17 protein-coding genes and 4 pseudogenes are annotated in these 24,335 nt (G+C 34.0%); 13 read left to right on the top strand and 8 right to left on the bottom strand.

From position 1 onward, the window contains the following. Nucleotides 1–76: 76 nt before the first annotated feature. A complete protein-coding gene (gene tnpC / locus ONG75_RS04250) occupies nt 77–1,459 on the top strand; it encodes an IS66 family transposase (RefSeq protein ID WP_264375454.1) in 1,383 nt (460 codons plus the stop codon). Between the two features lie 189 nt (nt 1,460–1,648). On the opposite strand, the pseudogene ONG75_RS04245 reads toward tnpC (ONG75_RS04250), so the two are convergent. After that, nucleotides 1,649–2,690 (bottom strand): annotated as a pseudogene (locus ONG75_RS04245) (IS256 family transposase); the annotation flags it as partial. A 219-nt stretch (nt 2,691–2,909) separates the two neighbouring features. Here ONG75_RS04245 and ONG75_RS04240 point away from each other — a divergent pair. Both ONG75_RS04240 and ONG75_RS04235 read left to right on the top strand, forming a co-directional pair. Then, a complete protein-coding gene (locus ONG75_RS04240) occupies nt 2,910–3,932 on the top strand; it encodes an IS110 family RNA-guided transposase (protein ID WP_264375440.1) in 1,023 nt (340 codons plus the stop codon). Between the two features lie 245 nt (nt 3,933–4,177). After that, nucleotides 4,178–5,392: pseudogene (locus tag ONG75_RS04235) on the top strand (IS256 family transposase). 101 nt (nt 5,393–5,493) lie between these two features. Here ONG75_RS04235 and tnpC (ONG75_RS04230) read toward each other — a convergent pair. Next, nucleotides 5,494–6,876 (bottom strand): IS66 family transposase, encoded by a 1,383-nt coding sequence (gene tnpC, locus ONG75_RS04230; RefSeq protein ID WP_264375454.1) that lies wholly within the window; start codon nt 6,874–6,876, stop codon nt 5,494–5,496. A 199-nt stretch (nt 6,877–7,075) separates the two neighbouring features. Then, nucleotides 7,076–7,453, bottom strand: coding sequence for a TraR/DksA family transcriptional regulator (locus tag ONG75_RS04225; RefSeq protein WP_007302671.1), 378 nt, complete (start codon nt 7,451–7,453; stop codon nt 7,076–7,078). Between the two features lie 108 nt (nt 7,454–7,561). On the opposite strand from ONG75_RS04225, the gene ONG75_RS04220 reads away from it, so the two are divergent. Both ONG75_RS04220 and ONG75_RS04215 read left to right on the top strand, forming a co-directional pair. Continuing rightward, nucleotides 7,562–8,209 (top strand): heme exporter protein CcmB, encoded by a 648-nt coding sequence (locus ONG75_RS04220; RefSeq protein WP_007302672.1) that lies wholly within the window; start codon nt 7,562–7,564, stop codon nt 8,207–8,209. Nucleotides 8,210–8,287: 78 nt separating this feature from the next. Beyond that, nucleotides 8,288–9,108, top strand: a pseudogene (locus tag ONG75_RS04215) (IS630 family transposase). Between the two features lie 190 nt (nt 9,109–9,298). Here the strand turns inward: ONG75_RS04215 and ONG75_RS04210 are convergent. Next, on the bottom strand, nt 9,299–10,009 hold the full coding sequence (locus ONG75_RS04210) for a class II aldolase/adducin family protein (protein WP_139686912.1): 711 nt from the start codon (nt 10,007–10,009) through the stop codon (nt 9,299–9,301). A gap of 235 nt (nt 10,010–10,244) precedes the next feature. Between ONG75_RS04210 and ONG75_RS04205 the strand changes: the two genes are divergently transcribed. Further along, nucleotides 10,245–10,829 (top strand): adenylate kinase family protein, encoded by a 585-nt coding sequence (locus ONG75_RS04205; RefSeq protein ID WP_250120390.1) that lies wholly within the window; start codon nt 10,245–10,247, stop codon nt 10,827–10,829. On the opposite strand, the gene tsaB is transcribed toward ONG75_RS04205, so the two are convergent. From tsaB to ubiG, 3 genes are all read right to left on the bottom strand, one after another. After that, nucleotides 10,799–11,404 (bottom strand): tRNA (adenosine(37)-N6)-threonylcarbamoyltransferase complex dimerization subunit type 1 TsaB, encoded by a 606-nt coding sequence (gene tsaB / locus ONG75_RS04200; protein ID WP_264375859.1) that lies wholly within the window; start codon nt 11,402–11,404, stop codon nt 10,799–10,801. The genes ONG75_RS04205 and tsaB overlap by 31 nt on opposite strands. Beyond that, on the bottom strand, nt 11,404–12,534 hold the full coding sequence (locus ONG75_RS04195) for a cation:dicarboxylate symporter family transporter (RefSeq protein WP_064085278.1): 1,131 nt from the start codon (nt 12,532–12,534) through the stop codon (nt 11,404–11,406). Before ONG75_RS04195 ends, tsaB begins: the two co-directional genes overlap by 1 nt. A gap of 107 nt (nt 12,535–12,641) precedes the next feature. Beyond that, nucleotides 12,642–13,808: a bifunctional 2-polyprenyl-6-hydroxyphenol methylase/3-demethylubiquinol 3-O-methyltransferase UbiG gene (ubiG, locus tag ONG75_RS04190; protein WP_064085277.1), complete on the bottom strand. Its 1,167-nt coding sequence runs from the start codon at nt 13,806–13,808 to the stop codon at nt 12,642–12,644. Nucleotides 13,809–13,953: 145 nt separating this feature from the next. On the opposite strand from ubiG, the gene dnaG reads away from it, so the two are divergent. From dnaG to ONG75_RS04160, 7 genes and pseudogenes are all read left to right on the top strand, one after another. After that, nucleotides 13,954–15,687, top strand: a complete 1,734-nt coding sequence (gene dnaG / locus ONG75_RS04185) for a DNA primase (RefSeq protein WP_010401576.1) — start codon at nt 13,954–13,956, stop codon at nt 15,685–15,687. Nucleotides 15,688–15,785: 98 nt separating this feature from the next. Further along, nucleotides 15,786–17,084 (top strand): Na+/H+ antiporter NhaC family protein, encoded by a 1,299-nt coding sequence (locus ONG75_RS04180; RefSeq protein WP_264375858.1) that lies wholly within the window; start codon nt 15,786–15,788, stop codon nt 17,082–17,084. Between the two features lie 135 nt (nt 17,085–17,219). Beyond that, nucleotides 17,220–17,501 (top strand): annotated as a pseudogene (locus ONG75_RS07835) (DnaJ domain-containing protein); the annotation flags it as partial. A gap of 57 nt (nt 17,502–17,558) precedes the next feature. Further along, nucleotides 17,559–18,989, top strand: coding sequence for a TomO hydrophobic C-terminal domain-containing protein (locus tag ONG75_RS07890; protein WP_458694721.1), 1,431 nt, complete (start codon nt 17,559–17,561; stop codon nt 18,987–18,989). A 237-nt stretch (nt 18,990–19,226) separates the two neighbouring features. Next, nucleotides 19,227–19,574, top strand: a complete 348-nt coding sequence (locus ONG75_RS04170; RefSeq protein WP_006013713.1) for a ferredoxin family 2Fe-2S iron-sulfur cluster binding protein — start codon at nt 19,227–19,229, stop codon at nt 19,572–19,574. Between the two features lie 7 nt (nt 19,575–19,581). Then, the gene (locus tag ONG75_RS04165; protein WP_264374757.1) at nt 19,582–20,595 is read left to right on the top strand and encodes a hypothetical protein; all 1,014 of its coding nucleotides are present in this window, start codon (nt 19,582–19,584) and stop codon (nt 20,593–20,595) included. After that, nucleotides 20,579–20,980: a cytochrome c-type biogenesis protein gene (locus ONG75_RS04160; RefSeq protein WP_010401557.1), complete on the top strand. Its 402-nt coding sequence runs from the start codon at nt 20,579–20,581 to the stop codon at nt 20,978–20,980. Before ONG75_RS04165 ends, ONG75_RS04160 begins: the two co-directional genes overlap by 17 nt. A 59-nt stretch (nt 20,981–21,039) precedes the next feature. On the opposite strand, the gene ONG75_RS04155 is transcribed toward ONG75_RS04160, so the two are convergent. Continuing rightward, nucleotides 21,040–24,309: a UvrD-helicase domain-containing protein gene (locus tag ONG75_RS04155; protein ID WP_264375857.1), complete on the bottom strand. Its 3,270-nt coding sequence runs from the start codon at nt 24,307–24,309 to the stop codon at nt 21,040–21,042. Nucleotides 24,310–24,335 lie beyond the last annotated feature (26 nt).

Raw genomic sequence — 24,335 nt, 5'->3', positions numbered from 1 at the left:
ATCCGTTCAGCGGAGTGGCAGAATAAGGTAGACAAGGTGATCTAAAAAGATAATCATAGAGCAAAAGTGAGGTAATGTGGTAAACCTTTTAGAGCTTTGCAAAAATTTACAGCAAAAAATAGAAAAGTTAGAAGCAAAAATAGAAAAGCTGGAAAGGGAGAATGAAAGTTTAAAAGCAGAGAACAAGGCTTTAAAGATAGAGAACGCTGAATTAAAGGAAAGGCTTGGTTTAAACTCGAAAAATTCATCTCTACCAAGCTCTAGAGAGTTGTACAAAATAAAAAAGGACAAGCCAAAGAGCGACAGAAACGTTGGTGGTCAGGTTGGTCATAAAGGAAGTTTTCGCGCCAAAATGGATGCAGATGAGGTGATAAAAGTAAAGTTGTCATCTACTTGTGAATGCGGAGGAGGGATTGCAATATGCAATGGACCGTACATTCATCAAAAAGTTGATCTTCCGGAAATTAGGCCTTATGTAGTGGAATATCAGATGGAGCATGGTCGTTGCCGGAGATGCGGAAAAAGAAGAAGCAGTAAGTTACCAGAAGGTGTTACGTCAGATACATTTGGTCCAAGGGTTAAGTCAATAATTGCAGCGTTCAGCGGATTCTACAAAAATTCAAAACGCGAAATAGCGAGTGTCGTAAATGATATCTTCAATTTGAACATAAGCGTCGTTAGCATATCAAATAGTGAACATAGAGTTGCTTCAAAATGCAAAAAAATGTATGAGCAGATCGAACAAGAGATAAGTAGGAGTAAAGTTCTACATATTGATGAAACGAGCCATTATAACAAAGGTAAACTCGCTTGGTGTTGGATGTTTGCAAGCAATACGGCAAGTTTTGTGAAGTTGACAGAGTCAAGAGGAATGAAAGTTTTAAAAAATAACGCATGCTGCAATCATAATAGCTTAGTGGTAACCGACAGGTACGCAGTATACAATTACTTTGCTGATGAAAAAAGGCAAATCTGCTGGGCACACTTAGCAAGGGATTTTGAAAGATTAGCGCATAGTTGGAATATTGAAGTCAAAGTTCTTGGCTGTTACTTAAGAAATGTAGCTACTGAATTATTTGCACTAAAAAAGGCTTTGCTAAAAAATGAGATAGATGTTTTTAGATTTGCCAGACGTGCCAGAAAGTTGCGAAAACGTACAAGGTATTACTTGAAGGAAATATCCTACTTACCTGAAGCAATTGGAGCCTCTCGAGTTGCGAAAAATATTTTGAAATCTGAAAGAATGATGTGGAATTTTTTAGATGACCCAAAAAACATTCCGCTGACAAACAACCATGCTGAACAGCAGATACGGCATTATGTCGTTTACCGCAAAAATTCGTATTTTACACAATCAAAGCGGGGAAATGCATTCCTTGAACGGATAATTTCGTTATACTTAACATGGAAACAAAGGGGTCTCAATCCTTTCCAAAACCTCTTATCTATTGTTTCTTAAACCACTCTCCTGAACGGATACAAACAAAGGGGTCTCAATCCTTTCCAAAACCTCTTATCTATTGTTTCTTAAACCACTCTCCTGAACGGATACAAAATTTCATATATCTGGCTATGAGTAGAGTTATGTTAAGGGGAGAAATATGCTTGAATTCCGGGAGTGTTAAACAAACTGTGTCAAATCGCATTTTTAGTTCAACTCGATTTTTAACCTACCAGGAAAAAAGATATCAAGTTGAGAAATAGTAAAAGCCCAATCATGTATAGGCATAGTCCATTTCTCTCCTGCCTTCTTTATAGCACAATATACCTATTCATACAAGGCATTTGTGCTAGTAAATGAGCCCTTAGTTTTAGTAAATTTTCTGATCTGTCTATGTAACCCTTCAATAGGATTTGTGGTATAAATTAACTTTCTTACAGGGCCGGAATATTTAAAATAACTAGACAGATTTTCCCAATTATTCTCCCAAAACTAAAGTATATTTTTCTCCCCATTTTTCCTCTAGCTCAAGCAAATAATTCTCGGCTATTTCTCTACTTGATATGTTTTTTTCAAATCATTCATGAAAACTTTTGCTCGATACATATTTCAGTGAATTTCTTATCTGATGTACTATACATTTCTGCTTTAGGAAATACGCTATTTATAGCTGTAGGAAAGCTTTTTAACACAAGCTATCAGAATATCATCTACTCCTCTCTCCTTTAGGTCATTTAGTACTCCCAACCAGAACTTCACTTTCAGCCAAATAAAAACCCAAAACTTCTTTTCTGCCATTTTGCTAATATGTTATACATACATTTGCTTACACAATGCCCGTCCTCCTTGACCTTAAAAAACCATGAACACTATTGGATATACAGATTGCAGCGGACGACTGCGCCATTCGTTGATTACCGGTAACAATTTGTCAGTAATACTTGATATCTCTGCTGCAGATATTTTATATTTCTTCTACATGCGATGCTATATCCCATGCCACTGGCATATGTACTTAAAACCTTTGCTTCAAGTTCGTTTGTTTGCCTTTTTCTGACTACTTGTAGCTCGAAACTTCCTTCTCTATCTCTTGGTGTCAATAGTTCAAATACTTGTCCGTAAAGTCTTTGAATTTCTTCGGTTGTTTTCTTCGCTTTCAGCCGACAAATGGTTTTCTATCTCGCCTTCCCTCTAGCAGTTTTTTTATAAATGGTGTTAATGCTCCATCTCTTCCTGTCAATGGTCTTGTATCTTGTAAAAAGCATCTAATGTTTTAAGCTTAAGCATTAGATGGAGAAGAGAAGAACTCTGTCAGTGGTCTTAGATATAAAATCTGTAAGGTAGATAAGAGTTCTCTTCTCAAGAGTACAGGCTGGACGGTATCGTAGAAAAACCTAAATGGTTCTAATTCTGTATTCACAAGACTAGCCTTACTTTTCATTTTTAATGGTAACGCATGGGGTTATATATGATCAACAACTTTTTAGGTATAGATGTATCGAAAGATCGCTTTGATGTTTTTCTCTCGTTCATAAGCAAAAAAGGAAGATGTGAAACTAGAAAAAGGAGTTTTAAAAACGAGGATTCTGGGTTTCAAGGTTTACTTAGCTTTCTACAAAAACATAATGTAGAAGAAGTAAAAGCCTGCATGGAGGCTACTGGTTGTTATAGCGAAGCTTTGGCTGAGTTTCTGCACAACGCTGGACATTCTGTTAGTGTTGTAAATCCTTATTGCATAAAATCTTATGCAAGGAGTAAGCTGATACGACAAAAGAATGATCAGACCGATGCAGAAGTTATTGCTGATTATTGCCAAAGACAGGAACCTTCTAGTTGGACACCACCTTCTCCTGAAATGAAAAAATTAAAACATCTTTATCGTTGCTCAGTTGCGTTAAAAGATGAGTTAACATTAGTAAATAACCACTTAGAAAAAAAAGAGAGACTGCTTAAAGAAGTTGCAAGTGCTTGGGAAGACCTTGCAATGAATATAGCTCAAAAAATAGAAACAATAAAAAACTCCGTACGTGAACTATTAAATCAACATAAAGAATTGTTGGAAAATTTTCAACTTCTATTGACTATTCCAGGAATAGGAGAAGAATCAGCAATAGCTATTTTAGCTGAAGTTCCTGACATAGAGGTTTTTAGAGATGCCAGGCAATTGGCAGCATATACAGGAGTTATACCACGAAATATGACGTCAGGTTCCTCTGTATATGCCAAACCCAGATTAAGTAAATCCGGTTCACAAACATTACGTAAAGCACTTTTCTTTCCTGCTATAGTAGCTAAGAATCACAATCCTATCATTATTAGTTTTTGCCAGAGATTAAAGGAAAAGGGTAAGCATAATATGGCTATCGTTGGTGCTGCAATGCGTAAGCTACTCCATATCATTTTCGGTGTTCTAAAATCCAAAAGTGCTTTTAATCCTGACCATATCAAGAATTACAGGGCAAAGCGGTTGGAGGAGAATTTAGTACTTTAAAATCAAAAAATGCGTACTTTCTATCTTATGTAAAATAGCATTTTACACAAATTTATTTAATGTAGTTGGTTAGTGTATATGTTGATAGAAAGTATTTTTTGATTTCGTAATACAGCTTAAGATTCAATTTCTATAATTTTCTTGTTGACTGACAAGACGGTATCTTCCTTCTCGGGAGTGTTAAATAAACTGTGTCAAACCGAAAAAAAAGTAATAAATTGATATAAAAAAATGGAGGTTTGACAATGAGTCAGAAAGTAGTAAACAGAACTACCGGTTTGGTAGATTATAAAGAATTAGAAACAAATATCCTGTCGTCTATACGAGAAGGAAGACCGTTGACAGGAAGAGATGGAGCATTAACACCGTTTATAAAAAAGTTGCTGGAGGTAAGCCTGGAAGGTGAAATAGAAAACCACTTGTCGGCTGAAAGCGAAGAGAATAATCGAAGAAATGGGAGGAATGCAAAGACTTTACGTACAAGCGCAGGGTCATTTGAGCTTTTGACGCCAAGAGATAGGGAAGGAAGTTTCGAACCACAAATAGTCAAAAAAAGGCAAACAAACTTACATCCAGAGCTTGAAACGAAGATTTTGAGCACATTTGCCAGTGGTATGGGCTATAGAGATATAGTGTCACATGTTGAGGAAATTTATGATCACAAAATATCGGCGGCAGAGATATCAAGTATTACTGACAAATTGCTACCAGTAATCAACGAATGGCGTAGTCGCCCGCTGCAGTCTGTATATCCGATAGTTTTCATGGTTTTTTAAAGTCAAAGAGGACGGGCATTGCGTAAGTAAATGCATGTATAATATATTAGGCATAGATCAAAATGGCAAAAAAGAAGTATTAGGTTTTTATTTGGCTGAAAGTGAAGTTCTGGTTGGGAGTGCTAAATGACCTCAAAGAAAGAGGAGTAGAAGATATCCTTATTGCCTGCGTTGATGGGCTGAAAAGCTTTCCTGCAGCTATAAACAGTGTCTTTCCTAATGCGGAAGTGCAGATGTGTATAGTGCATCAGATACGCAACTCACTGAAGTATGTGGCCAGTAAAGATGCGAAGAGTTTTTTGAGCGATTTAAAGAAGGTATATCAAGCTTCAAGCAAGGAAATTGCCGAGAATTATCTGTTGGAATTGGATGAAAAATGGGGCACAAAGTATCCTATGGTTTTGGCAGAATAATTGGGAAAACTTGTCTGGTTATTTTAAGTATTCTGGTCCAGTTAGGAGGATAATCTACACCACCAATCCCATAGAGGGGCTACATAGGCAAATTAGGAAATTCACTAAGACCAAAGGCTCATTTACCAGCATAAATGCCTTGTATAAGCAGGTATATTGTGCTATAAAGAAGGCAGAGGAAAAGTGGACGATGCCTGTACATGATTGGGCTTTAACTATCTCTCAACTTGATGTTTTCTTTCCTGGCAGATTGAAAATTGAGTTGAACTAAAAATGCGGTTTGACACAGTTTATTTAACACTCCCTCCTTCTCGTATAGATGATAAGATATTTGTTTCTAATTCTTTATAGGTATCCGTTCAGGAGAGTGGTTTAAGAAACAATAGATAAGAGGTTTTGGAAAGGATTGAGACCCCTTTGTTTCCATGTTAAGTATAACGAAATTATCCGTTCAAGGAATGCATTTCCCCGCTTTGATTGTGTAAAATACGAATTTTTGCGGTAAACGACATAATGCCGTATCTGCTGTTCAGCATGGTTGTTTGTCAGCGGAATGTTTTTTGGGTCATCTAAAAAATTCCACATCATTCTTTCAGATTTCAAAATATTTTTCGCAACTCGAGAGGCTCCAATTGCTTCAGGTAAGTAGGATATTTCCTTCAAGTAATACCTTGTACGTTTTCGCAACTTTCTGGCACGTCTGGCAAATCTAAAAACATCTATCTCATTTTTTAGCAAAGCCTTTTTTAGTGCAAATAATTCAGTAGCTACATTTCTTAAGTAACAGCCAAGAACTTTGACTTCAATATTCCAACTATGCGCTAATCTTTCAAAATCCCTTGCTAAGTGTGCCCAGCAGATTTGCCTTTTTTCATCAGCAAAGTAATTGTATACTGCGTACCTGTCGGTTACCACTAAGCTATTATGATTGCAGCATGCGTTATTTTTTAAAACTTTCATTCCTCTTGACTCTGTCAACTTCACAAAACTTGCCGTATTGCTTGCAAACATCCAACACCAAGCGAGTTTACCTTTGTTATAATGGCTCGTTTCATCAATATGTAGAACTTTACTCCTACTTATCTCTTGTTCGATCTGCTCATACATTTTTTTGCATTTTGAAGCAACTCTATGTTCACTATTTGATATGCTAACGACGCTTATGTTCAAATTGAAGATATCATTTACGACACTCGCTATTTCGCGTTTTGAATTTTTGTAGAATCCGCTGAACGCTGCAATTATTGACTTAACCCTTGGACCAAATGTATCTGACGTAACACCTTCTGGTAACTTACTGCTTCTTCTTTTTCCGCATCTCCGGCAACGACCATGCTCCATCTGATATTCCACTACATAAGGCCTAATTTCCGGAAGATCAACTTTTTGATGAATGTACGGTCCATTGCATATTGCAATCCCTCCTCCGCATTCACAAGTAGATGACAACTTTACTTTTATCACCTCATCTGCATCCATTTTGGCGCGAAAACTTCCTTTATGACCAACCTGACCACCAACGTTTCTGTCGCTCTTTGGCTTGTCCTTTTTTATTTTGTACAACTCTCTAGAGCTTGGTAGAGATGAATTTTTCGAGTTTAAACCAAGCCTTTCCTTTAATTCAGCGTTCTCTATCTTTAAAGCCTTGTTCTCTGCTTTTAAACTTTCATTCTCCCTTTCCAGCTTTTCTATTTTTGCTTCTAACTTTTCTATTTTTTGCTGTAAATTTTTGCAAAGCTCTAAAAGGTTTACCACATTACCTCACTTTTGCTCTATGATTATCTTTTTAGATCACCTTGTCTACCTTATTCTGCCACTCCGCTGAACGGATACTTTATAGTCTACCAAACCGGTAGTTGTGTTTGCTTGACTCATTGTCAAACCTCCATTTTTTTATCAATTTATTACTTTACTTCTCGGTTTGACACAGTTTATTTAACACTCCCGACAAGTTCTAATCATTAATGTTATACACGTTCTTTTCTTTTTCTATTCTCTCTTGTTCTTCAATACAATACATAGCAAGCGGATTAGCTTTAAGTCTTTCGACTCCTATTTCTTCTCCCGTTCCATCGCAGTAACCATAAATGCCTAATTTTATTTTTTCCAACGCCTCCTTAATTTTTTCTTTTCTATCTTTTCGGCGCTTAATTAATTCTCCATTTTCACTATCAGAATAAATACTACTATCTTCTAGATCTTGTTTCTCCAGTTCAGAGAGTATTGATTGTAACTTTAAGCTAAAGTATTCCAGTTGTTTTACGTTCATATATTCTTCATTTTCTGAAGGAACGTAATCTTCCGGTAACTTTATTTTTATTAATTTTTCCATAGCATTATCAATAAAATATATTAAAACTTATATAACTTGTAAACACAAAAAATTATACTACCCTCAAAGTAAACACTATAATTTATAATAAACATTTAAAATCCTGGTATGATTAGTTTGGTAAAAAAATTAGTAATAAATGATAATAATCTTACTTATATAGTATGTATTTTTATTATAATGTTAAGTTTATCTTCATATACACTTGAAAACAACAGTAAACAAGAAGTCATATTAACATTAACATGGATATGTGCTACATTTGTTTTGCAGATCTCTACAAATAATTTATTTACATCTGATTATCATGATGGAATATTAGAGCAAATCTTTTTACAGCCACTCTCTTCTAGGCTGATAGTTGCTTATAAAATCTTCGCTCACTGGTTGTTATTTGGGTTACCGATTTCAGTGATTTCTTTCATGTTCAGCTTTGCAATTCTAGGCAATAATATTGAACATTCAATAGCAGTTGGAGTGTCTTTATTATTTAATACGCTGATAATCATTAATATTTCAGCTACTGGAAATGCATTGATGATTGGTCGAAATAACTTAGCATCAGGAGTGTCGCAAATTCTTGTTTTGCCAATGATAATGCCAACTTTTGTATATTTCAAATTGCTAACTCAATTTGAAAATTTATCCTTGAATATTTATACACTACTAATCACCATCTTAGTTTTTGTCATTTTAATTGTTAACAGCACTATAACTACTCACATAGCATTAAAATTTGCTGTGGAGCAGGATTGAAAAAACTTACTAGTTATAGCCCTTCTCATAATAGTCCAAAAAGAGTAAGATATGGATTGATAGTAGTGGAAGGTAAGGATGCCAGTAGCATATAGTTATGACTTAAGAAAAAAGGTAATGGAAGCATTGGATGAAGGAGAGAGTGGAGAAACTGTTGCCAAGAGATTTAAGATCGGAAAAACAACTTTATATGAGTGGAAGAAAAGACGTGAGAAAACGGGAGATTTTCAGTCAAAAAAGCCTGGAAGCGTGGCATAAAATTACCGACTGGAATGCATTTGCCGAATTTGCAAATGAGCAAGGTGGCAAAACTCAGTCAGAGATGCTGGGGCAATATTAGTAGACAAACAATTCATCGAGCACTTAAAAATATAGGATTCACAAGAAAAAAAAGACCTACGGATATAAAGAAAGAAATGAAGAAAAGCGAGCTCAATTTTCAAAGGTTATAGCAACAAAAGAACCTAAAGAATTAGTGTATATAGATGAGTCTGGACACTGAACCTATGGGTATTGCCAGAAAGGACAGCGGTTTTATGCCCTAAAATCTGGGAAGAAAACTCAACGAATTAGCATGGTTGCAGCCTTAAGTGGAAGAAAAATAATTGCTCCGTTAACCTTTGAAGGCCACTGCAATATGGATATCTTTAATAAATGGTTTGAGCAGTTTCTGACACCGATTTTGGAACCTGGACAAACTGTTATCCTTGATAATGCTACTTTTCATAAGTCTAATAAGATTTGCTAAAGGAGTTGGTGCAGAAATTTTATATCTTCCTCCATATTCTCCAGATTTTAACAAAACTGAACATTATTGGTTTGCTATAAAAAACAGAACCAGGAAAAACATTCCTTTATTCAAATCTTTTCGTCATGCTGTCGATTCTTCTTTCTTATGACCTTTTTGGACTATTATGGGAAGGGCTATATTTACTTGTATCTGCTTAGTTAAGGGTGTTAACTTAAGTAGAGATGGAGACATTAGACTTCTTACATGAATTGAAGAGTTACAGCGTGTGAAACCATTATTGGATTTCAGACTGGCTGGTTATGCAAGAAATCTAATATCTATCGAAGAGTCAGAAACTTTTATAACTTACCTTTAATCAACCTAACCCATGCGTGCCAATCTCTCTCACCAAGATTGCTTTCGAAAGACAGAAGATCCTTTACGGCTTTTGAGCAAATTTCTTCACTTGGAATTGACAACTCCCTATTCATTGCTAGCGTCAGGCATTGAGTTTTACAAGCTTGTTCTAAGTGATACGTATAAAACATTGCTTCTTGTATAGTCTGACCACATGTTATAGATCCATGATTGCGCATTAACATCACAAAATTTTCTTTCAAATCAGCTATTAATCTTTTTCCTTCTGTATCATCAAGTGCCAGGGAATTATAATCATGGTAAGATACCTTATTATAAAAGTGCAGCGCCCACTGACTTATTGGGAGTAATCCATCCTTGAGAGAAGAAACTGCTACAATAGAAGGTGTATGTAGATGAAAAATTGCTTGAATATCTTTCCTTGCTTGATAAATGAAGCCATGGATTACATAGCCAGTTTTATTATATTGATATTCTTTGCCTTCAATTATATTCCCATCAAACGATACTTTCATCAATGAACTTTCATCTACTTCATAAAAACGTATACCAAACGGATAAACATAAAATGACTTTTTATCTTCAGAACGTACAGAGAGATGAGTATACGTATGATCATCTAATTTAAGATAAGATAAAATTTGATAGGCGTTAACTAGGTCTCTTTTCAACTCACTATTTGTTAATAACATAGCTCTTGACTAAAATTTTCTAAAGATTTATACGTAAAAAAAAGTTTATTACAAACTAAAAGGTGAACCTACGTTAAAATACTAAGCACTTTTACTTGCCTTAGGTGATTAGAGTTTACATTTCTAGATTACATAGTATTTTAACTATAAAAGCGACTTTTTATGTAATATTTCATATGTTTTAAAGCCTTGTTTTTATGTTATTATAATTGTAGGTTTTAATATTAAAAATAATATGATAAACGTTGACATAAAAAAACAGCTAACAAAATTTTTCATATATATCACTGGTCTTCCAGGAAGTGGTAAACTTTCTACAGCAATAGTATTATCTAGTATGATAAATGCAGTAATTGTAAGTGGACTTGAATATAATCAAACTTCCAAAGAAGCTCGAGATAGAATATATAACACTACACATGTTATGTTTCAGGCAATAGAAGCCTATCCTATTGACTCAAAAAATTATATATTTGTTGATGAATTAATTAAAAATAATGATTACAACATAAGAATATATAACTCAGTAGTAGAACTTAGTAAAAAAATGAGCACAAAAATCCTCCCTATAGTACTTAGGTGCAATCCATTGATATTACAAGAGCGTACTATATCAAAAAAGCAAAGAAAAAATAGGAAGGTTACTAATATAAATAGTATTAAATTTAGGGAGGAAGATTTATTTGTACCACAAAATGCTATAGAGGTAGAAAATTCAAATATGAGTATAAAAGAAGTAGCAGAAGAAATAGTAAGTCAGATGTACAAACTTGGCCAAATTAATAGTGTTTACGCAATAGGCAACGATTTCATATACTGAGGCTCATTTAAATATAGAGCCTCAACTCCATTTAATTTTTGTTTATTTTTTAGTCTATAACGGACTAATAGCCCTGCATGGCTAGCATCCAACTTTGGTAAACTGCAATCCATATATGTAATGCAGTGCGTTTCAGGCTGGAGTTCACTTACTACAGCAGGATTTGATAGCGGTAACAAATTGAAATCAAATAACTGCGTATAAAACTTTTGATCATCTTCGATTATAGCTTTAATATTTTTTTTGCTATTTGTACAAAGTAGCGATATTGCATATGCTTGAGCTTCCAGGGCACTAACCCCATATAACGGCTTATTTGTAGCAAGATTTATACCTTGTGCAGTTGATATACCAACTCTGATTCCAGTAAAACTTCCTGGTCCAACTATCACTGCTAAATGGTCTATTTTATCGTAGCTGTAATTATGCTTATCAAACAAAGTATTCAGTATTTGAAAAAATGATTCTACATGGCTATTGTTTGCAGAATTGCGTTCTACAAAACAATTACCATCGTAATCAATTACTGCTATTGAACTACCAGCACCTACAGTATTAATTGCTAGAATGGACATCACTTAAGCTTATCATAGAGCTTTGTAAACATCATAGTGAACGCACCGTTACCCATAACATTTGCTGAAGTTATTATTGGGTCAAACACTATATACAATGCTGTAATTAATGAAAGCATCTCTGGAGAGAATTTAAGATACTTCTCAAGAACAGGCAACATTACCATAATTCCTCCCGCTGGAACTGCAACAATAGCAAATTTAAATAACAGAAAGTAGAGAAGGAAAGTCACATAGTCTGTTGCAGACAATGCACCACCAAAAGTCATTATCATTGATAGTATTATAATAAAAAAGCAATCACCTACTAAATGAAAGCTAGCAGTTATTGGCACAACAGACGATGCTATATCATGCTGCTTTACATTTTTTTTGCTTCCTTCAAGAGTAAGCGGCATAGCTGCATTACTAGACATTGTGCTCATTGCAGTAATAAATGCTGGTATCATATTACCTATACTAGCTATCCAGCTTGTGATCTTGAACGAATTTGCTGCTCCATATAAGAGAAAAACATAAAGGTAAGTTGAAGATGATATAATAATAAAAATTATTGAGTAATCCTTAAATATTATGGGTAAAACCTGATCATGTTCCATTTTTAAAGCAAGACCAAGTACAAACATTGGAATAATTGGCGTCAAAAATGTCTTCAAAATAAAGAGAGTTAAATCTAACATTTTGTTCGAGAGCTCTTTGCTTTTTTTTGGTAATATTGTGGACACTAATATGCTTAATACAAATCCACAAGCAAGGGCATAAAAATTAGAAAGCAATGCAGGTATCCTAAATGACCATAAAGGAACAATTGTTTCTTCATATGTTATATCTTGTATTGAATAAGTGTTTTGTGTGATGAAATGCCCAACAGAATAAGCTATTAAACTTGAAGCTAGATTCGACAAGAAAATCGTTATAATAAGTAACAATATAAACTTTATAGCCGACTGCTTAAGATTGTTAACACTACTAAAGATTAATGCAAAAACAATAAAAGGCATTATAAATAGTAAGATCTCTTTTATACTAAGGCTTATTGAATACAAGAAGGTTTTCACTTCCATTGGAACTAGATGACCAAAAAATACAACCGAAGTGATAACAGCAAGTAAGGTTAGTAATTGTAACATATTCTAATATAGCGATATCCTATGGAAATACATATGATAAATTAGCTGCTAAGTAAAGTAAAACTGCCTAAAATATTTGCATTACCTTCTAGTACTTGAATGAGATTTCAAATTACAACGTTTCCACAAAGTATATAATTAACATCCACACCTTTGGTCAAGTTCCATTCACGCTTTATTACATTATATTCCATACCAGTCATATCTTGTAGTGTTACATTGTTTTCCCTTAGATGATTTGCAATTTCTGATGGCTTGAGAAATTTATTCCAATTATGTGTGCCTTTTGGCAGCCAGTTTAATATGTACTCTGCGCCGACTATTGCAAGACAGAAGGATTTAATAGTTCTATTTATCGTCGATATAAAAATTAGCCCTTCTGGCTTCAACAGCTCTATTGCTTTTTTCATGAAAAACTCTAAATTATCGACATGTTCAACCACTTCCATCAACAAAACCACGTCATACTTCTTGTCATTGCTTAGCTCTTCAATGCTAGTGTGTGTGTATTCTATATTTAACCCTACTTTCTTCGCATGCGACTGTGCCACTTTTATGTTTTCCTCACATACATCTATTCCCGCAACGCTAATACCAATACGCGCCATTGACTCTGACAAAATGCCACCACCACAACCAACATCGAGCAATGATAGTTCTTTTAAATCGCATTTTTTTAATTCTTTTATTTTCTCAACGATGTATGATACTCTCACAGGATTCATCATGTGCAATGGCTTGAACTTGCCATTCTCATCCCACCATTCACCTGCTATTTTAGCGAATTTTGATATTTCATCTTCATTATAAGTTTTTGTGGTTTTTTTCTTGCTAATATTGCTAAGTTTATCAAGGCGTTCTTTATGTCTACTTTCTTTTGAAAATTCTGTTTCGAGGAATTGTTTGACTATGTCTTTTGCTAATCCACTCGCAGTAAACCCTGCACCAAGACACAGTATATTCGCGTTGCCATGCTCGCGAGCTAATTTTGCGATCTCAACACTATTACATAAAGCAGCGTAGATTCCTTCAAAACGATTTGCCACAGTACTCATGCCCAAACCTGTACCGCAAATTAATATTCCATAATTTGCTTTTTTGTTTGTTATATCTTCTACAACTTCAGCAGCATAGTCAGGGTAGTCTACACTCTTTTGTTCAGCAGTGCAGCCACGGTCTATCACTGTATAATCTAAAGTTTCCAAGTAAGCCTTTATTTCTGATTTTAGTTCATAACCTGCGTGGTCTGAAGCAACTGATATCACATCTGACATATAAGAAATTGCAACTTAAGGGTATTTATATGGGTAATTTATTTTGAGCTTTTTGTCAAGCTCTCCTGATCTTTCTGAATAAATTTCGAGTCAGATATGCATAAATTCTATATAATTTTTATCCTACCACTACTCATTCGGTAAAATGGATCATATAGATATTATAAAGTCAAAATTATTGTTGTCCGACATAGTAGGAAAAAAAGTTAGGTTAATAAAAAGAGGAGATAGTTTTGTTGGACTCTGCCCATTTCATAACGAAAAAACTCCATCTTTTTCGGTCAGCAATGTTAAGGGCTTATATTACTGTTTCGGTTGCTCAGCTCATGGTGATGCGTTTGAATTTATTTCACAAACTGAGGGCTTAAGTTTTAAGGAAGCGTTGGAAAAATTGGCATCTGTTGCAGGTGTTGAGTTACCCAAAAACCTCAGCTTTGCTAAAGAAAATGACAAACTGTTTTCAGCACTGAATTTAGCTGCAAGTTGGTTCGCGCAGAAAAATCGAGGTGTTATGGCTTATTTAAGGCAGCGCAAGATCTCACTCAAAATCATAGATAAATTTAAGATAGGTTATGCACCAAGTTCTGGCTTGAAGGAATATTTGAACTCCTCTGGTATTAAAGACGAGATTTTGATCGATGTTGGGTTAATAAATAAGAATTCTCGTGATTATTTCTATGATCGGCTGATATTTCCTATACACAACATCACGGGCAAAGTTATTGGTTTTGGCGGACGTGCGCTGAACTCTGAGCAACAGCCGAAGTATCTAAACAGCCCAGAGAGTCAGCTCTTTAAGAAAAGAGAAAATTTATATGGATTAAACTTTGCTTTGAGTGAAATACGCAAAAAACAGCATCTATTTGTTGTTGAAGGATATATGGATGTAATAGCACTACATCAAGCGGGAATTAGCAATACAGTTGCTCCGCTTGGTACCGCAATTTCTGCAGAGCAGATAAAAAATCTTTGGAAACTTGCTAAAGAAATTTCTATCTGTATGGATGGCGATAGTCCTGGATGTCATGCTGCTATTCGAATTGCAGAACTTGTTCTGCCGATACTGGAGCCTGGATACACATTGAAGTTCGTGACTTTGCCAAGCAACAAGGACCCATACGATATATGCAATGAACTAGAATATAAGACGGAAGATGTACTATCCGCTTTTAACCGCTCAACAGAACTGCACTCTGAATATTTATGGCATCACATAATTGGTAGCAATTTGCAAAATTATGAAAAATTTGCTCCGGAAAAATATTCAATTCTTGAGCACAAGTTCATGAAATATGTCAATGCTATCGGTAACAGCAGTATTAGAAGGTATTATAGAGATTATTTTTACAATAAGGTCAGTGAATTAAGAAGAAACTTTAAAAAGCTGATTTTTAATAGCAAAGCAACAAAAGGTGAGTATCTTTACAATAAATCTCCAGAGCTAATTGAAGCAGAGCAAAATCAGGCCATAATTTTGCGTATAGCCGTAGAATTTCCTGAAATCTTGAACCGTCCTATATTTTTTGAGCAATTTTCTCATTTCGAATTTACTAATGAGATGAAAAAATTACAACAGTGCGTAATTAATATGGTAACTAATGAGAGCAACTTTAATAAAGAAATTCTGCTACAGGAGTCTAGTGTTATAAAGTTTATATTTGAAAAAACTAGCGTATTAAATAGTCAATTAAGTGAGAAGAGATCGGCAGAAACTGTCTGGAATAACATAGTATTACGGAAAGAATTAAATGTATTACAAGAAGAAAAAATTAAAGCAAGGCTGGGCGGTAATTTTGACTTAGAGGAAAGGCTAATAGAACAAATAAAGCAAATAGAGGATAGTATACAAGAAATGCAAATGGAATTTATTCAAAAGTAGATGGCTTAAGATGTTCAAAATTGGTAGAAAAACAATATATTGATGATTGCTTAAAATAGCTTGTTCTAGTATACTTCCGATTTGTTCAACTACGATAAGTGTTTGCATTTCTTCCTCTCATTATCTTTCTAGCTTTATACCTTGGAAGTGGTATTTATTTTTCTTTTATCGGACTTGGCAATCCTCTTCATCAAATTTCACCGTTAGTTTGCTTATTACCAGCATTATTTTTTGCTGTTCTATTCAATAAAAACAAAATTCAGCATAGTATTGATACACTTATAAAAGGTATGGGTAATAAAACTACTCTTACCGTGTGTTTGATTTTTCTATTTGCTGGAGCATTTTCTACTATTACTGAATCGCTTGGTAGTATAAATGTTATTACTAACTTAACTATTCGCTTTCTTCCAGCACGATTATTACTTCCTGGAATGTTTTTACTTTCTACTTTTATTTCAAGTGCAATCGGCACATCAATCGGAGTTATTGCACTTATAACACCAATAGCTGTTAATTTAGCACAAAATGGAGCTTTTGATTGTGCAGTGGGTGTTGGAGCTGTGATAGGTGGAGCTATGTTTGGCAGCAACCTTTCAATGATATCTGATACTACTATTGCAGCTACTTCTTCACAAGGAGCTTCAGTAAAGGATAAAATAAAACTCACTCTCAAGACAGGATCTGTTACAGGTGCTATAATACTTATTTATCTGGTAATAATTTCAAATAGTAGAGAAGTTGTTTCTATCTCAAGTCTGAATTATTTATCCATAATCAAAATTATCCCTTATATATCTTTAATAATTATGGGTTTATTTGAAATAAACACTCTGGTAACATTAGCTATTAATATGGTTATTGCTGGGATATTAGGAATAGCTTTTTTTGATTATTCTCTTATTGAATATTCTCGTGGCATATATAGGGGTTTTTATAAGATGAATGAAGTAATGATATTTATTCTCTTCAGTAGTGGATTAAGCCACTTAATGTACGAATACAGTCAGAAAAAGATAGATATATTCACCGATAAGGTGAATATGACAAAAACTCAAGCTGAATTTATGATTGCGGGAATATCATCTCTGTTTACTATTTTAGTTTCCAGCAATGTTGTTGCTATTTTATTAACTAGTAATATTGCTAAAAGGCTTGCGCAAAGATATAACATTGCACCACACCGTAGTGCGTACTTATTAGAGATATTTACTTCTATCACAAAAAGTATCTTACCTTATGGTTCTCACGTATTACTAGCAAGCAGCATTGCCTCTCTGTCACCTATCATCGTACTAACAAAAGTATATTATTGTTTTGTTTTTGCAGCAGTTGCGATAGGTGAAATAGTTATTAACGGCAGACGTCGTGCGGTTGTAGCTCCTCAATTACCATAAATAACTCTTTAAATTTTCACTCAATTTGTTGATAAATATTATAATATTTGCTAAAATACTTATATAGTACCAATTCTTTTAAAGACATAGTATTACTAATGTTATAAAAAATGTATCAAAATAGTGGAGAAACAAATGCCTGATTATTATGAAATATTAGGAGTAAAAAGAGATGCTACTCACGATGAGATAAAAAAAGCATATCGCAAATTAGCATTGAAGCTTCATCCAGATAAATTGCTTGAGGAAGTGAAAGAGCTAGATAGGCTAGAAGGAAAGAAGAAGGACGGAAAGCTACTATCACAGTCGGAAGAAGATCAACGGACTCAACTTGAAGAGAAATTGACAAAGTTCAAGGAAATATCAGTAGCACACGAAGTGTTATCTAACCCAACAACAAGAAGCCAGTACGATAGAGGAAAGTATGAGGATGGGGATTGTAGTGATGAACTGGAGTTGTTGCGGGCAAAACTGATGGAACTGATAAGTAAACTTAAACAAGAAAATAAAAGAATGAAAATTTTTTATGAAATATGTAATATGTATTTGTTGAAAAGTCAAAAATTAATCAAAGAGGAATCAGAAAGGGTAATCAAGCGTTTTAAACAAATAGGCAAGATGGGCAAAGCTAAAGAGACTGAAAAATTAACCGAACTCGAATATGTAGACACTATTCCGAAATTGTTGTTAAATATCCAGTCAAATGAGTATGAAGAGTTTTGTGATATAATAAAGAAAGTTACAATTGCTGCTGGTGACATTACATTTCTAGTGCAAATTGCTATTACGTACGATCGTGTGGAATTTTTCGAGCTCTTTGAAGGAAGGATAGAAATATCACTAAATGAAATCTTAAGATATGCTTATGAATACCAATCTGAAAATTTTTTGGATTATTTTTTTAATGAGTGCTTAGATAAATTAAATATCAACTATAAAGATGAAAAAGGAAATACATCTTTACATCATACATTAAAATGGTTGGATTTGGATAAATCAAAATACCAAGGTTTTGTCAAGTCACTTCTTAGTAAAGGTGCAAGGCTTGATGTTAAAAATAGCAAAGATGAAACTCCATTTGATCTCTTGGTCAATTATGCTACATACTGCTCTCGTAAGAAAAAAATAGAAAGATTAAATAATCTTTCGGTGGTGCTTAGTTGTTGTAAAACTGATGAGCTAAAGAAGCTAGAAGGTACACCTGCATTAAATAAACTAGTAGATATTATTGTTAAATGTAACCATAAAGAAGCTTTAGATCTCCTAGTCGAAAATAACATAAAAATTTCAAGTATTACTTTAGAAAATATCGTGACAAGCGATTGCAATGAAGAGATTTTTGGTTGCTTTTTACATAAAAATAAAATTGACTATCAAGATGAAAGTGGGGATACAGCTCTACATCATGCTTTAAGAAACTTGCACTTCGATAAGTCAATGCTTTGCAAAGTTGAATCACTTGTGAGTGCAGGTGCGAGATTTGATGTTAAAAATGACCAAGGTGAAACTCCGTTTGATCTCTTGGTTGAATATGTTGAGAAGGGGTTTTATGGTCAAGCGTCAAGGTTAAGTTATGCTTGGAAGTTGCTTAACAAATGTGAAAATAAAGATGTACTAAGAGAGCTAAAATATAAAGATGGTACTACTGCATTAGATAAACTAAATGAGCTTCGTATTAAGTGTCGTAATACTTCTATCATAGTTGCTTCTACGTTAGCAGTAGTAGGAGTTGTTTTAGAAGTAGCTATTGCAGTTTACTCAGGAATGTTAGCGTTAGGGATAGGAATTGGAGTTTGTTGTCTTGTTGTTGCTGCAATCATATACCATTGTAATAGTCCTGGAAATTTATTGAAAGATAGCAATGCTGAAGTTGCAATTAATCAAATGGCATTAGTAAAATTATAACTTAAGATCAGAAGAAATGGCAGATCAAGTTTAATAGTGTTAATTCAGTAATATATTTAGTAAAATCTAAAACTAAGAAAATTCTATACTTGCAACTCTGTGAGATGCTGGTGGTATCTATCTTACTTTCTTGATAGGAATATAGATGACAAGAGATAGGCAATGGAATTACAAAGAGTTTGCAAATATTAGTTATTATTTGTAGAATATAGAGAAATTAGTAGAGATTTTAATAGTATGCCATCCGTTACTTTTATTTTACCTGATGGAAGTAAGAAAAGTTATGAAGCTGCAGAGGGAGAAACTCTTCTTAATTTAGCCCATAGAAGTGATCCAGATCTGCTTGAAGGTGCATGTGAAGGTTCTCTTGCTTGCTCTACATGCCATGTGATTGTTGATCCAAAATTTTATGATGTTGTAGAAACACATAATCCTATATCTGATGAGGAAAATGACATGCTGGATCTAGCTTTCGGTTTAACAGAGACATCGAGGCTTGGATGCCAAATAAAAATCACAAAAGATATTGACGGTTTGTGCGTAACCGTGCCCAGAGGTACAAGAAATATATCATTAGATAAATAAGAGGATAATGCGTAAAATTTTTATCTATATTCTCATCTCCTTACCTTTGTTTATTCCTCTAGCGTATAGTGGTTTTTGGTATTTTTCTGCATTTAAGGTAAAAAGTCTTTTAACTGATTACATTAATGACGAAAAAGTTGATATTTCACATGATTTTAAGGGATTTCCTTTTAACCTAGTTTTTCGTGTAACGAATCCAAAATTTTCTAATGAGCAATTAACTGTTTCATCTGAAGCTTTAGTGATAAAAAACAGATTATTTGATAAGTCAGTATATATCTATATACCAAGCAATAAAGTAAACATTGCTGTCCGTAGTGATGAGAAAAAGAATATAAAGTGTCACACACACGTGAGTAGCCACTTTGTTGTTAAACTAAATGATTTACTATCTTCATTAAAATTCAACAGAAATAGCACTGTAATAGACTATATAGATACATTTCGTTACGAAGATTATGGATTAAAATGTGATGTTTTAGAAAATCAGCAAAGTGTTATAACTGAAGTGAATGATAAAAGTAATTACATTCAATTTCACTTTGATAAAGAACTGAATGAAAATACTAAACTAGAATTTGATTTTTATACTTACCGTTATAAACATACTGCAAGTCCTGAAAATTACCTTAGTGTCGACGCTAAATTAGATTATGAATTTGTAAACCATATTTCAGCTTCTAAGATTAATTTCAACATAGAAAAATTTTTGATTGAGAGTAATAACTTTTCTATTGCTGCGAATGGTGGAGTAAGTAATTACAATTTAGTTACATCTTCATTTGAAGATAAAATCAATGTAGCCATATCAAATTATAAAGAATTAATTTCGTTTGTGACTAATGATTCAAAGACTGCAGATAAATTGGAAAAATCAATATCTTCCTTATCAGAAAAAATCACTGATAACGACATTCAATTTTCAATAAAGTACGACAATAATGTAGGTTCAGGCTTTATTGGAAAATTATCCACTACTGATTTTATCACTCAATTCACCAAGAATGAGAATAGTAATTAGCTTACTTTTTACATTGATATTCCATTTAAGCATAAATGCTTTTACTTTGGATGATAAACTAAGAGACGAAAGCATGGAAGAGCGAGCAAGTAGCTTATTTGCAGTAATAAAGTGTCCAGTATGCTCTGGTGAATTATTATCCGAATCTGAGTCTCAAGTTGCATATGGTATGCGTAAGACAATTCGCAAGAAGATCAGTGATGGATATACTAACGAGCAAATAGTTTCAGAGTTAAAAAATTCTTATGGAGATTCAATTATCATTGTACCACCTGTAAAATCTAGTACCTACATTTTATGGTTTATTCCTTTTATAATTCTTCTTATTGGATGTTTTCTAATACGAAAATCAGTTCAGAAAATAGATAAAGTAGTAAAAAGATAACTATAGAGTAAAAGTGAGTTTACAACAAATGCAAGTAGCTACTATACGAACATTTGAGTTTAGATCAAAGATTGTAAGGTTAAATCTTCCATCCAAATAACCACGCACTCTACCTGCTTATCTGGGTAGACTTCTTGCACTAAGGTTTTATAGATCAACATTTGCTTTTTTATTTCATTTGATGAGGAAATAGAAACTTTATGGTGTGATTTATAGTCAATTATGATTGCTTTGTCTTCTGTTATACACAGTCTGTCTAGCCGCACTAATACTGGTTTTCCGTCAATTGTTCCACTAAGTGGAATTTCTGATTTGCCCTCCAAGTCGAACAGGTAATCATATTTTTCATTAAAGGTTAATATTTTGCTGTAAATTTCATCCTTATCTTCACTAGTGTTTATGCTATCAAGATATTTCCTAACCCAATTTTTTCTCCTGTCTTTCTCTATCTTGGGCATATATTGCAATATACTGTGAATTATTAAGCCTCTTGCATAGCTGTCTGTCGTCCCAATGCTCCTTTTTGTCATTCCAGCATTCTCATCTGTCATCCCAGTGCTTGACACTGGCTTTTTTTCTCCAGGTTCCAGCGTTACGTGCTGCAATGACATTGATAGGTTTGATGGAGGTGAAATCACTGGAACATCAAAATAATCACGTTTTTTATAAATAGAAGGGTAGTTTGCATTCATGCATAGCACTTCAACTTTTTCTTTAAATATCGGCTGTAAGTATAGTTTTTTCCTCTCATATAATGCTCCATATTGAATAACTAGATCATACCAAGAGCCCTTTTGCACTGGCTCTTTGCCTAAAATGTATAACTCATCTTCAGCACGCGTAAGTGCCACGTACAGCAAACGCAAATATTCGTTATAATCCTCTAGTTTTTTCTCTCTTTTTACTTGATTACAATAAGCATTACTATTTTTGCCACACCAAAATGGTGCTTCCGTTGCATCAAACAAAATATTTTCGCTGTTTCTTGGTACTGTATTTGTGTCAACTAAAAACACTATTGGAGCTTGTAGACCTTTTGATTTATGAATTGTCATTATTCGTACAGCATTGAGTTCTGATTGCATATCGTTTTTAATCTCAGGATTATTTTCTTTGATCCACTGAACAAATGCTTGAAGAGATGGGTGCTCAAATTGCAATACGAGGTTCATAAATTCGTCTAGAATCTCGAAGCACTCAAGACCTAGCCTTGCAGCAAATTTCTTTTTACCTGTGCGTAATATATGCGTGAATAATGTAAGAGGGGATTTTGTCTGAGATAAGTTAATCAGATAGTTTAATTCGCTATAAATAACCTCATGATAATCATGAATTTTTTCCCACAATGACTGCTCTTTACGATTATATGCAATATTGAATAAATCGTCCTCAGTAAAGTTAAATAGCGGTGATTTTAAAACATTTGCAAGAGCAAGATCATTTGCCTGGAGGAGCAAAAATTCAGCTAAAGCTATTAAGTCCTGCACAGCTATGTAATCCATAATTCTAAAATAATCTCGGCCTATAACTGGTACATTTACTTTTTTTAGTTCACTTATTATGTAATCAACTAACACATTTCGCTGCCGTACCAAAATCATAATATCCCTTGGTTCTATATGACGATCTTTGGCGACTAAAATCCGCCCTTCGTTTAACCAATTGTGAATTCTTTGGGCTATTGCCTGAGCAAGTAATCGATCTGTTACTACATAATCTTTCCTCTGTATTAAATGAATTTGTAAGGCTTGCTGCTCTTCCTCTTTATACCTTGGCAGTAACGGCCAGATTTCAATGTACCCTTGATCGTTTTCTCTATATGGAATATGTTTTATCTTGTTATCATTGAAAGATATTTCTTCACGAAAATTGTTAAATATTCTGTCTACAAGCATCAAAACTTCTGGAGTTGAGCGAAATGACTTTTCAAGTTGACATGATACCCAATCTCTGCCACCGGTTTTCGTGTGAAAATATTGCTGCATGTAATTAAATAGATGGGGATTTGCTCCTTGAAATCTGTAAATTGATTGTTTTACATCTCCAACAACGAATAAAGTTCTCTTTTCGTCACCACCGGTAAAAAATTCATTGCAGAGATTTGTTATAATTTTCCATTGACTGATACTATTGTCTTGTGCCTCGTCAACAAGAATGTGGTCTATTTTTTGATCTAGATTAAACAATATCCAATCTTTATAGCCTAGATTGCTAAGGAGATTTGTTGCTAAATTGATGATATCATCATAATCAAGCAGTGCATTCTTTGATTTTTCACTATTATATAGATCAACATATACTTTAAATATACTAAGTAAACTACTGGTTCTTGCGAATATTTGATAAGAATTTATATCCTTTACATGGGTAAACAATGCATTTTGAATGCTTTCTATCATTTGCTCTACGTCTTCAAATTTTTCCAAAGCACCCTTTGTTATAATGGATGATATGCTCTTTTTTTCGTACGATTCTGATTTGAGAAATACTTTAGCTAAGTTCTCTATCTTGTTGTCATCCCAGTGCTTGACACTGGGATCCATATTTCTTTTTTTCTGGATCCCAGTGTCAAGCACTGGGATGACAACATTTGGTACGGACGATTTTGTGCTATTACACCAATCATAAAGTATCGCACTGTAACTCTGATCTCTTTTGCTGCCCTCACTTAATATTTTAGCTAATCTTTTTATCTGCTCAATCGTTTCACTCTGTAAATCGTGAATCTTATCTGGGGCACTTAGTTTATCTTTGATATACCCTAAATTATTTTCTAGAGCTGATCTCTTTATACATAAGGTATAGAGTAAATCACTCAGCTTGTTTTCATCAATTTCAGCTGCAATGATATTTATATCGTCCTGCACAGTTTCATTATGAAGCGTTTTTTCAAATACGATGGAATGCAATTCTTTACATTCGCTCAACGTACAATTTGGAGCGATACCAGCTTCTGTAGGAAAGCTGGAGATTAATTTGTAACAAAAGGCGTGTATAGTTTGAATATTAAGACCAATATTTTCCAGTTCAGAAAAAAGCCTTCTTGCTCTTGTTAAATAATCTTTATTTTCTCTGGTCACACACTGGGCTAATTGTTCTAAATCTGTGACCAATATACCCTCTGGACATATTGCCCACTTACTAAGTGTACTGTAAATGCGATCCTCCATTTCATTTGCTGCAGCATTGGTAAATGTTAAGCAGAGAATATTTCTCTTATTCTCTAATAGAAGTCTTAATACTCTGTCTATTAAGATCTTTGTTTTACCTGTACCAGCTGATGCACTTACCCATACAGAGAAGTTAGGATTTATGGTATTTGATCTCATTAGGAGTGTATAAAGTTTGACTGAAG

The organism is Wolbachia endosymbiont (group B) of Sphaerophoria taeniata, from assembly GCF_947179355.1.
Classification (GTDB): domain Bacteria; phylum Pseudomonadota; class Alphaproteobacteria; order Rickettsiales; family Anaplasmataceae; genus Wolbachia.
Note: the sequence above shows the minus strand (reverse complement) of the source record. Positions and strands in the feature narration are given on the sequence as shown.

Excerpts from the sequence above, each read along its gene's own strand:
- ONG75_RS04155 (WP_264375857.1), bottom strand. The coding sequence starts at position 24,309 with ATGAGATCAAATACCATAAATCCTAACTTCTCTGTATGGGTAAGTGCA.
- ONG75_RS04220 (WP_007302672.1), top strand. The coding sequence starts at position 7,562 with ATGATTAGTTTGGTAAAAAAATTAGTAATAAATGATAATAATCTTACT.
- ONG75_RS04195 (WP_064085278.1), bottom strand. The coding sequence starts at position 12,534 with ATGTTACAATTACTAACCTTACTTGCTGTTATCACTTCGGTTGTATTT.
- tsaB (WP_264375859.1), bottom strand. The coding sequence starts at position 11,404 with ATGTCCATTCTAGCAATTAATACTGTAGGTGCTGGTAGTTCAATAGCA.
- ONG75_RS07890 (WP_458694721.1), top strand. The coding sequence starts at position 17,559 with ATGGAACTGATAAGTAAACTTAAACAAGAAAATAAAAGAATGAAAATT.
- ONG75_RS04240 (WP_264375440.1), top strand. The coding sequence starts at position 2,910 with ATGATCAACAACTTTTTAGGTATAGATGTATCGAAAGATCGCTTTGAT.
- dnaG (WP_010401576.1), top strand. The coding sequence starts at position 13,954 with ATGGATCATATAGATATTATAAAGTCAAAATTATTGTTGTCCGACATA.
- ONG75_RS04160 (WP_010401557.1), top strand. The coding sequence starts at position 20,579 with ATGAGAATAGTAATTAGCTTACTTTTTACATTGATATTCCATTTAAGC.
- ONG75_RS04225 (WP_007302671.1), bottom strand. The coding sequence starts at position 7,453 with ATGGAAAAATTAATAAAAATAAAGTTACCGGAAGATTACGTTCCTTCA.
- ONG75_RS04205 (WP_250120390.1), top strand. The coding sequence starts at position 10,245 with ATGATAAACGTTGACATAAAAAAACAGCTAACAAAATTTTTCATATAT.
- ONG75_RS04165 (WP_264374757.1), top strand. The coding sequence starts at position 19,582 with ATGCGTAAAATTTTTATCTATATTCTCATCTCCTTACCTTTGTTTATT.
- ONG75_RS04170 (WP_006013713.1), top strand. The coding sequence starts at position 19,227 with ATGCCATCCGTTACTTTTATTTTACCTGATGGAAGTAAGAAAAGTTAT.
- ubiG (WP_064085277.1), bottom strand. The coding sequence starts at position 13,808 with ATGTCAGATGTGATATCAGTTGCTTCAGACCACGCAGGTTATGAACTA.
- ONG75_RS04210 (WP_139686912.1), bottom strand. The coding sequence starts at position 10,009 with ATGTTATTAACAAATAGTGAGTTGAAAAGAGACCTAGTTAACGCCTAT.